The 8197-nt window shown below is 67.1% G+C and carries 6 protein-coding genes and 1 riboswitch; of the genes, 2 read left to right on the top strand and 4 right to left on the bottom strand.

From position 1 onward, the window contains the following. Together AC1DZ6_RS13425 and AC1DZ6_RS13420 are read right to left on the bottom strand one after the other, a co-directional pair. Nucleotides 1-876: dipeptidase (locus tag AC1DZ6_RS13425; RefSeq protein ID WP_477097670.1), on the bottom strand; the 876-nt coding region annotated here is incomplete at its 3' end. A 55-nt stretch (nt 877-931) separates the two neighbouring features. Beyond that, on the bottom strand, nt 932-3322 hold the full coding sequence (locus AC1DZ6_RS13420; RefSeq protein WP_477097669.1) for a TonB-dependent receptor: 2391 nt from the start codon (nt 3320-3322) through the stop codon (nt 932-934). Between the two features lie 395 nt (nt 3323-3717). Next, nucleotides 3718-3806: riboswitch (glycine riboswitch) on the bottom strand. A gap of 267 nt (nt 3807-4073) precedes the next feature. Here AC1DZ6_RS13420 and AC1DZ6_RS13415 point away from each other — a divergent pair. Continuing rightward, nucleotides 4074-5648, top strand: a complete 1575-nt coding sequence (locus AC1DZ6_RS13415) for a tetratricopeptide repeat protein (protein ID WP_477097668.1) — start codon at nt 4074-4076, stop codon at nt 5646-5648. Here AC1DZ6_RS13415 and purN read toward each other — a convergent pair. Beyond that, entirely contained in the window at nt 5645-6226 is a 582-nt protein-coding gene (purN, locus tag AC1DZ6_RS13410) for a phosphoribosylglycinamide formyltransferase (protein WP_477097667.1), read from the bottom strand. The two genes, AC1DZ6_RS13415 and purN, sit on opposite strands and share 4 nt — an antisense overlap. A 131-nt stretch (nt 6227-6357) precedes the next feature. Further along, nucleotides 6358-7386 (bottom strand): phosphoribosylformylglycinamidine cyclo-ligase, encoded by a 1029-nt coding sequence (purM, locus tag AC1DZ6_RS13405; RefSeq protein ID WP_477097666.1) that lies wholly within the window; start codon nt 7384-7386, stop codon nt 6358-6360. Between the two features lie 112 nt (nt 7387-7498). Here purM and rnd point away from each other — a divergent pair. After that, nucleotides 7499-8197, top strand: a 699-nt coding sequence (gene rnd, locus AC1DZ6_RS13400; RefSeq protein ID WP_477097665.1) for a ribonuclease D, incomplete at its 3' end; no start/stop codon positions are given.

The following is an 8197-nucleotide window of genomic DNA, read 5'->3' as shown; positions in this document are numbered from 1 at the left end:
GGCCATGGCGGCCTCGCGGTCGGGGTTCTTGGGCGTGTCGATCAGGTAGCTGGAATAGGCGTCGACCTGGATGACCCCGCCGCTGTCGGCCAGGGCCTTGATGCGGGCGTCGTCGACGTTGCGGGGGTGGTCGAACACCGCCTTGGCCCCCGAGTGGGTCAGGATCACCGGGGTCTTGGACAGGGCGATCAGCTGGTCCAGCACCTCGTCGGACGAGTGCGAGCCGTCCAGCACCATGCCCAGTCGGTTGGCCTCGGCCACGAACTGTTTGCCCAGCGGTGACAGGCCATGCCACTCCGGCTTGTCGGTCGAGCTGTCCGCCATGTCGTTGTTCTTGAAGTGCGCCAGGCCCGAGATGCGGACGCCCAGGGCGTAGAAGCTGGACAGCAGGGTGACGTCGCCGTCGATCGGGTAGCTGTTCTCGATGCTCATGAAGACGACGCGTTTGCCACTGGCGGCGATCTTGGCGGCGTCATCGGCCTTCAGGGCCAGGCCGAACTTGTCGCCGTGCTTGGCGACCATCTCGCGGATCTCGACGCCGCGGATCAGGGCCCCGTCGCGGGCGGCGCGGGTGGCCTCGGGCGTGCGCGGCCCCTGGGGCGTGTAGATGGCGAAGAAGCCGCCATCCAGTCCGCCTTCGACCATGCGCGGATAGTCGATCTGCGAGCCGTCCTTGGCCGCGTCATGACGGTCCAGGATGTCCCAGCCCGGCCGGCCGAAATTGGCCGGGGTGTCCAGATGGGTGTCGAGGGTCAGCAGGCCCTCGTGGATCTTGCGGGCCGAGGCGTCGGTCTCGGCGGCCCAAGCCGGAGGGGCGGCGGCGGAAGCGAAGGCCAGGGCCGCGACGGCGGCGGTCAGGAGCAGGGGACGGGTCATCGGGGTACTCGAAACTGTCCGGCCGGCCTCATCAGAGACCGGCCGGATCGTGGATCTAGAAGTCGGCGGAGAGCGTGAACTGGATCGTCCGGTGCGAGCCGGGCCTGAAGCTGGCCGGCGTGTTCACCGTGGTGCTGATCGTGCCCAGATAGTCCTTGTCGAAGATGTTATCGACATTGACCCGCGCCTTGACCTGCTCGAACGGACCCGCCCCGAACCCGTCGCCCAGGTCCAGGTAGGCGTTGACGATGGTGTAGCCCTTGGTCGTCTCGTTATTGACGAAGTTGGTGAAGCGGTCGTCGATGTGACGGGCCGAGACGTTGAACACGAAGCCGTCAGCCGGTTCGACCGTCACCCCGCCCTGGAACAGCCATTCGGGGAAGTCCGGCACCGCCTTGCCCTTGGTCAGCAGCGTGATCGGCGCGGCCGTGGCGCTGGCGCGGTAGTTGAAGACGTCGTCCTGGAACTTCGACTTGTTGTACGAGGCGTTGGCGTTGAAATAGATCTTGCCGCCCAGCAGGTCCGGCTTCCACTGGCCGCTGAACTCGACGCCGTGGGCGTCGACCGCGCCGACGTTCTGGAAGAAGCTCTCCACCGTTCCGCCGCCGCCGGGCACCTCGGTGTTGAACTGCTGCAGGCGGTTCTTGAAGGTCGTCTTGTAGGCCACGACCGAGGCGTTGAAGGTCGGGCGGTTGGCGCGATAGCCCAGCTCCAGGTTCTTGGAGGTTTCCGGCTTGGGCGCCGCGATCGTCGGGCTGGCGGCCGAGAACACGTCATCGGCGCCGCGGGGCAGGGCCATGTTCTCCGAATAGGAGGTGAAGATCTGGTCGCGGCTGTTGAGGCTGTAGACCGCCCCGACCTGCGGCAGGAAATCGTCCTTCCAGTTGGCCGTCAGGGTCGGCTTGCGCTGGTTGATGTAGTCGAGCGGATTGCGATAGCCGGTGATCTTGTAGTCGATGTCGGTGGCCTTGAAGCCCAGMTCGACCTTCAGCTTGTCGTCGACCAGGCTCAGCGTGTCCTTCAGGAAGAACTGGGTGGTCTGGCGGGTCGAGACATAGTTGCGCTGCAGGTGGACCGGCTCGTTGAACAGCGGCGCGCCGTCGGGATTGCCGTTCTGCACATTGTAGCGCGCCTGGGTGCGGTGATAGTCGTCGTCCTCCAGCCAGAGCCCGGCTTCGATCTTGTTGAAGCCCACGCGCCAGGCGACCTTGCCGGTGACGCCCTTGCGGGTGCCGTCGATGCCCGACAGGCCGTACTGCAGGCCCTTGGGCGCGGTCAGGCCGGTGACGATCAGCCGCTCGGCGTTGTAGCTGGCCAGCGACGTCGCATAGGCCTCGGGCGAGACGCCGTAGCCTTCCTTGTCCTCGTAATAGCCGGTCGCGGTGACGTCGATGGCGTCGGTGACCGGGGTGTTCAGGGTCAGGCCGTACAGGTGATCCTGCCGGCTGTTGACCGCGAACTTGTAGTACTGGGCGTAGTTGGCGTTGGAATAGGGCACGCCCGCCGTGGTCTGCGGCAGGCTGGAATCCGTGGCCGCCGTGCCGAACGGCGTCGAGAGCGGGACGTTGCCCAGATAGGCGAAGTCGCGTCCCTTGCGGCCGAACACGTCGCCGGCTGTCCCGGCGTATTGCGCCTTGGTGATCGACGGGCTGTCATAGTCGAAATAGTCGTTGTGCACGGTCTGGAAGCTGATGTTGCCGCCGTTGGACAGGGCGTAGTTGATCTTGCCCTCGTAGTGCTTGCGGTCGATCGTCCCCGGGCCGCGCCACAGGTCGCCCTTGATGAGCGAGGCGCTGGCATAGGCCGAGAAGCCGGCGTGCTCGCCGGTCTCCAGGCGCAGGAAAGTGCGGCGCAGGCTGTCGCTGCCCAGGGTCTGGCTGACCGAGCCGCCAGCGGTCTCGGCGGGCTTCTGGGTGAAGTAGTCGACGATCGGCCCCAGCGAGGCGTAGCTGGGCAGCGAGACGTCGCCGGCCCCGGCCGAAGCCGTCACGCGGTTCAGGTTCTCGTTGTCGACATAGCGGTAGATCGGGCTGCCGCCGAACTGGTCGCTGCGGCCCATCGGAATGTTGTCCAGCAGGAAGCCGATCTGCTGGAAGTTGAAGGCGCGGACCGAGACCGAATTGCCGAACTCGTACATGCCCAGGGCGTCATTGGCCTGGACGTTGAAGCCGGGCAACGACTCCAGCATCTTCAGGCCGGTCACGCCGGCCGGGGCCGACAGCAGCGCCTCGCGGGTGATCGAGACCGTGGCGGTGGCGTGGTCGGTGCCGATGGCGACGCTGGCCTCGGACACCCGGGCTCCGGTCACGACCAGTTCGTCGACGGTCGAGGCCGCCTCCTGGGCCAGGGCGGGCGTGGCGCCGCCCAGCACCGAAGCGGCGAGCAGCAGGGCCCGAAAGTGGCGCGAGGCCGGCGAGGTACGCTTGTTTGTCATGACTATCCCCAATCATTTGACTGAGGCCAAGCTCGACGGTCCGTCTATCGCGGTAAATTCAGAAAAGCTGTTTGTGACCGCAATATAAACTCAAGCTCAAGTTACGCACATTCATGTATAGAATATGAACATTGGAAATGTAGAGTATTCGTTCTGCAAATGACGACTTCACGAAAACCGAATGGGTCATCGTGTTGAGGTCTGGCGGGTTTTGAAAATGAGCGCGAGCATTGCGGTTCAGATCATCGGCAGCCCAGAGGTGTCGCGGCGGGCCATGGTGGTCCGCCTTCCGCACCCCCGCTGTCCTTGGCGCCTGAGAGATTCAGCGGGGCCTGCCTGATCGACAGAGGGCCGCCTTGCTCCTTCGGCGAGGGCGCACGCAGACGCGCCCTGCTTTCCAGCGTTTCGAAGCCGTCGCGGTCCTTTTGCTTGAGCGTTTCCGGGGTGGTTTCGCCTTCAGCGCCGGGCCAGGCCCGATCTCTCCCGCGAGAGCCCGCCTAGCAGGGTCGGTGAGGACCCTTGCGTCAATCAGACCGGCGTCGATCTCGCGGCTTGAAGCCAGGCGCCGCCATCGGGCGCAGCGGAAGCCGCTTTTCGCGCCGTCCTGTCAGCCGAAAGTTCGCCCTCGTGCAAGTCGGGGCGCTTGGGAGCCACGCCTTTTTCGTCGGGCGCTCACGTGGGACATACCAATCCCCGGCCGCTTTCCTATTCTGCGCGCCGACGAGAGTCGCGGGGAGGGGCGAGGTTGGCTTTGCGAAGGATCATGGCGTCTGGCCTGTTGGCCGCCGCGCTTCTCGGCGGCGCGCCGGCGAAGGTCCTGGCCCAGGCGTCGGTCGTCGAAGACATCGTCCTTTCGCCCCAGGCCAGCGGCCGCTGGCTGCGGGCCGAGGGCGACCATGTCATCGTCTATTCCGACGAGTCCGCCGAGGTGCTGCGCCGCCAGGTGAGCGACCTGGAGGCGCTGGATCTGACCCTGCGCACGCTCTACGGCAAGCTGGACGCGCCACCGCCGCGCAAGTTTCCGATCTATCTGGTCCGACCCGTCGACCGGGGCGAGACCGACAACACCGTCTATCAGCGCTTCCTGCCCAAGGCGCCCGCCACGGCGCTGTTCATGGACGTGGCCGAGCCCGACGACATCTTCGCGGTCGTGGTCCGCGATAATTTCCGGTTCTTCGGCGTGGTCGACAAGACCGAGGGCGACGACGGCGTGCTCGGCGCCTATGCGCTCCATTTCTTCAGCGAGAACTTTCCGTTCCGCCAACCGCGCTGGCTGACCAAGGGCGCGGCCATCTATTACAGCTCGATCGACATTCGGCCGGGCAGCGTCGTGATCGGCAAGCCGCCCGCGCTGTTCGACACCGACCAGTTGGCAAGCAAGCTGAAACAGATCGACCGGGTCATCGCCGAGGCGGGCGACGACTGGACCTATCAGGAGAAGCAGCGCCGCGACGCGCAGTCGGCGCTTCTGGTCCGCTATCTCTGGTCGGACCCGGACCGCAAGGCCCGGCTCGCCACCTATCTGGACCGCATCCAAGGCGGCGACCGCGATCTCAACGCCACCTGGAGCGAGGCCTTCGGTCAACCAGCCGACAAGCTGGAGGCTTCGCTGGCGAACTTCCTGCGCGACGCGCCGGTGCTGACGACGATCCTCAGGCCGACGGCGCCGTCGGCGGTCATAAGGATCCATCGCATGCCGGCGGGCGCCAACGACCTGATCCTGGAGCTGCAACAGCTGAAGGCGGGCTACGCCGCCGATCCCGCCGCGCTGCTGGCGCGGTTCCGCAGGACGGCGGCGCGCAGGCCGGACGAACGCTATAGCCGCCAGGCCCTGGCCAGGGCCGAGATCACCATCGGCGACCGGGACAAGGGCGAACGGCTGTTGGAGCGGTTGCTGCAGGAAGATCCTGGCAACCTGGAGGCCCTGAGGCTGATGGGGTCCAGCAAGCTGCATCGCGCGGCCGCCGACCCTGGCCAGCGCGTTCCGATGCAGGCCGCGGCGCGGGTCTATCTGGCGCGCGCCGACGCCATCGAGCCCAACGACTATCAGACGCTGTTTCTGTTGGCTCAGACCATGGCGACGGGCGACTCGCCGTCACCGGAACGGCTGGCCCTGTTGCGCCGCGCCGTGAGCCTGGCGCCCGAGGTGGCGAAGATCCGCCTGACCGCCGCCATCGCCTTCCTGTTGGCGAACGACGCGCAGACCGCGTTCCAGCTGCTCAAGCCGATTTCCGCCGATCCCTATGGCGGCCCCGAGGCCCGCAAGGCCAAGGAGCTGTTGGACCTGATGGCCAGCGTCGCGGCGCCGGCGCCCAGTCCCGAGCCGCCCGTTCGCTAGAGCCCGCGCACGAACGCGGCCAGGGTCGCCGGATAGAGCCTGTGCTCCTGCTCCAGCACGCGGTCGCTGAGCATGTGCTCKGTGTCGCCCGGCAGGATCGGCACGCGGGCCTGACCCAGGACCGGGCCTTCATCGACGCCGGCGGTGACCAGGTGCACGGTGCAGCCGGCCTCGACCTCGCCCGCGTTCAGGGCGCGACCGTGGGTGTCCAGGCCGGGATAGGCGGGCAGCAGGGACGGGTGGATGTTCAGCATCCGGCCCGCCCAGGCATTCACCAGGAACGGGGTCAGGATGCGCATGTAGCCGGCCAGGGCCACGACCTGGATTCCACGTTCACGCAGGGCGGCGTCGATGGCGCGCTCGTGGGCCTCGCGGTCCTTGCCGAAGAGCTTCTGGTCGACGGCCAGGGCTTCGATCCCGGCGGCGGCGGCCGTGACCAGCCCGCCGGCCTCGGGCTTGTTCGACAGCACCAGGGCGATCTCGAACGGACAGGCGGGATCCTGGGCAGCCCGAACCAGGGCCTCCATGTTGGAGCCCCGGCCGGAGATCAGGACGGCGACCTTGGTGCGTTGGTTCATGCTGATGCTCTTCGTGCGCTCTGCGTCCTTCGAGGCCCGCCGCGCGGGCGCCTCAGGATGAGGAAGTCAGAAGCAACTCACTTTCCTCATCCTGACGTGCGAGGCAAAGCCGAGCCTCGAAGGACGCACGGCTAGGCCGCTTGAACCAACTGCCCGCAGATGAAGGCGTCCTCATCCGCGTTCAGCAGCGCGGCCAGCACGGGCTCGGCGTCGCTCGCCGCGACCACCAGGATGAAGCCCACACCGCAGTTGAAGGTGCGGCGCAGTTCGTGATCCGAAATGCCGCCTTCGCGCTGCAGCCAGTCGAAGACCGGGGGCAGGGGCCAGGCGTTCCAGTCGAATTGGGGGACCAGGCCCTCGGCGATGCAGCGCGGCGGGTTCTCGATCAGGCCGCCGCCGGTGATGTGGGCGCCGCCCTTGACCCGGCCCGACTGCAGCAGCGGCAGGATCGACTTCACATAGATGCGCGTCGGGGCCATCAGGGCCTCGGCCAGGGTCTTGCCGGCCTCGAACGGGCAGGGCGCGTCCCAGGCCAGGCCCGAGCGCTCGACCACGCGGCGCACCAGGCTGTAGCCGTTGGAGTGCGGACCCGACGAGCCGATGCCGATGATCACATCGCCGGCCCGCTGCTTGTCCAGCTTGGGCAGCACGCCGTCGCGCTCGACCGCCCCGACCGAGAAGCCGGCCAGGTCGTATTCGCCGTCGCTGTACATGCCCGGCATTTCGGCCGTCTCGCCGCCGACCAGGGCCGCGCCGGCCAGCTTGCAGCCGTCGGCGATGCCGGCGACCACGCTCTTGGCGATCTCGAGGTCCAGCTTGCCGGTGGCGAAATAGTCGAGGAACAGCAGCGGCTCGGCGCCCTGGGCCAGCAGGTCGTTGACGCACATGGCCACCAGGTCGATCCCGACCGTGGCGTGCATCTTGGCGTCGATGGCGATGCGCAGCTTGGTGCCGACACCGTCGGTGGTGGAGACCAGCAGCGGATCGTCGTAGCCGGCCGCCTTGAGGTCGAACAGGGCGCCGAACCCGCCCAGGCCGCCGTCCGCGCCGGGGCGCCGGGTGGCCTTGGCCAGGGGCTTGATGGCCTCGACCAGGGCGTTCCCGGCGTCGATGTCGACGCCGGCCTGGGCGTAGGTGAGGCCGTTCTGGGGGTCGCTCATGCGTTCGCTCTGGCTCGAAGACGGCCCAATGGGCCGTTTTTGAAAGGAAACTTGCCGCACACCTCAAGCTTGTGCTTGCAGACTCGGGGGTGCGCGAGGCTATTAGCAGCCGATGACGACGATCACCACTACCGCTGAGCTGGCGGCGTTCTGTAATGAGTTGAAGGGACAGCCCTTCATCGCCGTGGACACCGAGTTCATGCGCGAAACCACCTATTGGCCCAAGCTGTGCTTGATCCAGGTGGCATCTCCGGACATCGAGGCGTGCATCGATCCGCTGGCCGAGGGCATGAACCTCGAGCCGCTGCTTGAGGTTCTGCGCGATCCGTCCGTGCTCAAGGTGTTCCACGCGGCCCGGCAGGACGTCGAGATCTTCAACAATCTCAACGCCATGCCCACGCCGCTGTTCGACACCCAGGTGGCCGGCATGGCCGCCGGGTTCGGCGAGCAGATCGCCTATGACGCCTTGGTCCGCCAGATGCTGAAGATCGAACTGGACAAGTCCAGCCGCTTCACCGACTGGGCCCGCCGTCCGCTGAGCGACGCCCAGCTGACCTACGCCRTCGCCGACGTGACCCACCTGGCCACCCTGTTCCCCATTCTGCGCGACCGCCTCGAAAAGGCCGGGCGCCTGGCCTGGGTGGAAGAGGAGATGAAGGCGCTCAACGATCCGGCCGCCTACGACGTCGATCCCGAGAAAGCCTGGCGTCGCCTGCGTCCGCGCAAGACCGCCGCCAAGTACCTGGCGGTGTTCAAGGCCGTGGCCGCCTGGCGCGAACGCACCGCCCAGACCCGCGACCAGCCGCGCGGC

This window comes from Caulobacter sp. P1_B12_2, from assembly GCF_056406675.1.
This window is presented reverse-complemented; position numbering and strand designations above follow the sequence as displayed.

Coding starts and splice junctions, on each gene's coding strand:
- AC1DZ6_RS13415 (WP_477097668.1), top strand. CDS start 4,074: ATGGCGTCTGGCCTGTTGGCCGCCGCGCTTCTCGGCGGCGCGCCGGCG.
- purM (WP_477097666.1), bottom strand. CDS start 7,386: ATGAGCGACCCCCAGAACGGCCTCACCTACGCCCAGGCCGGCGTCGAC.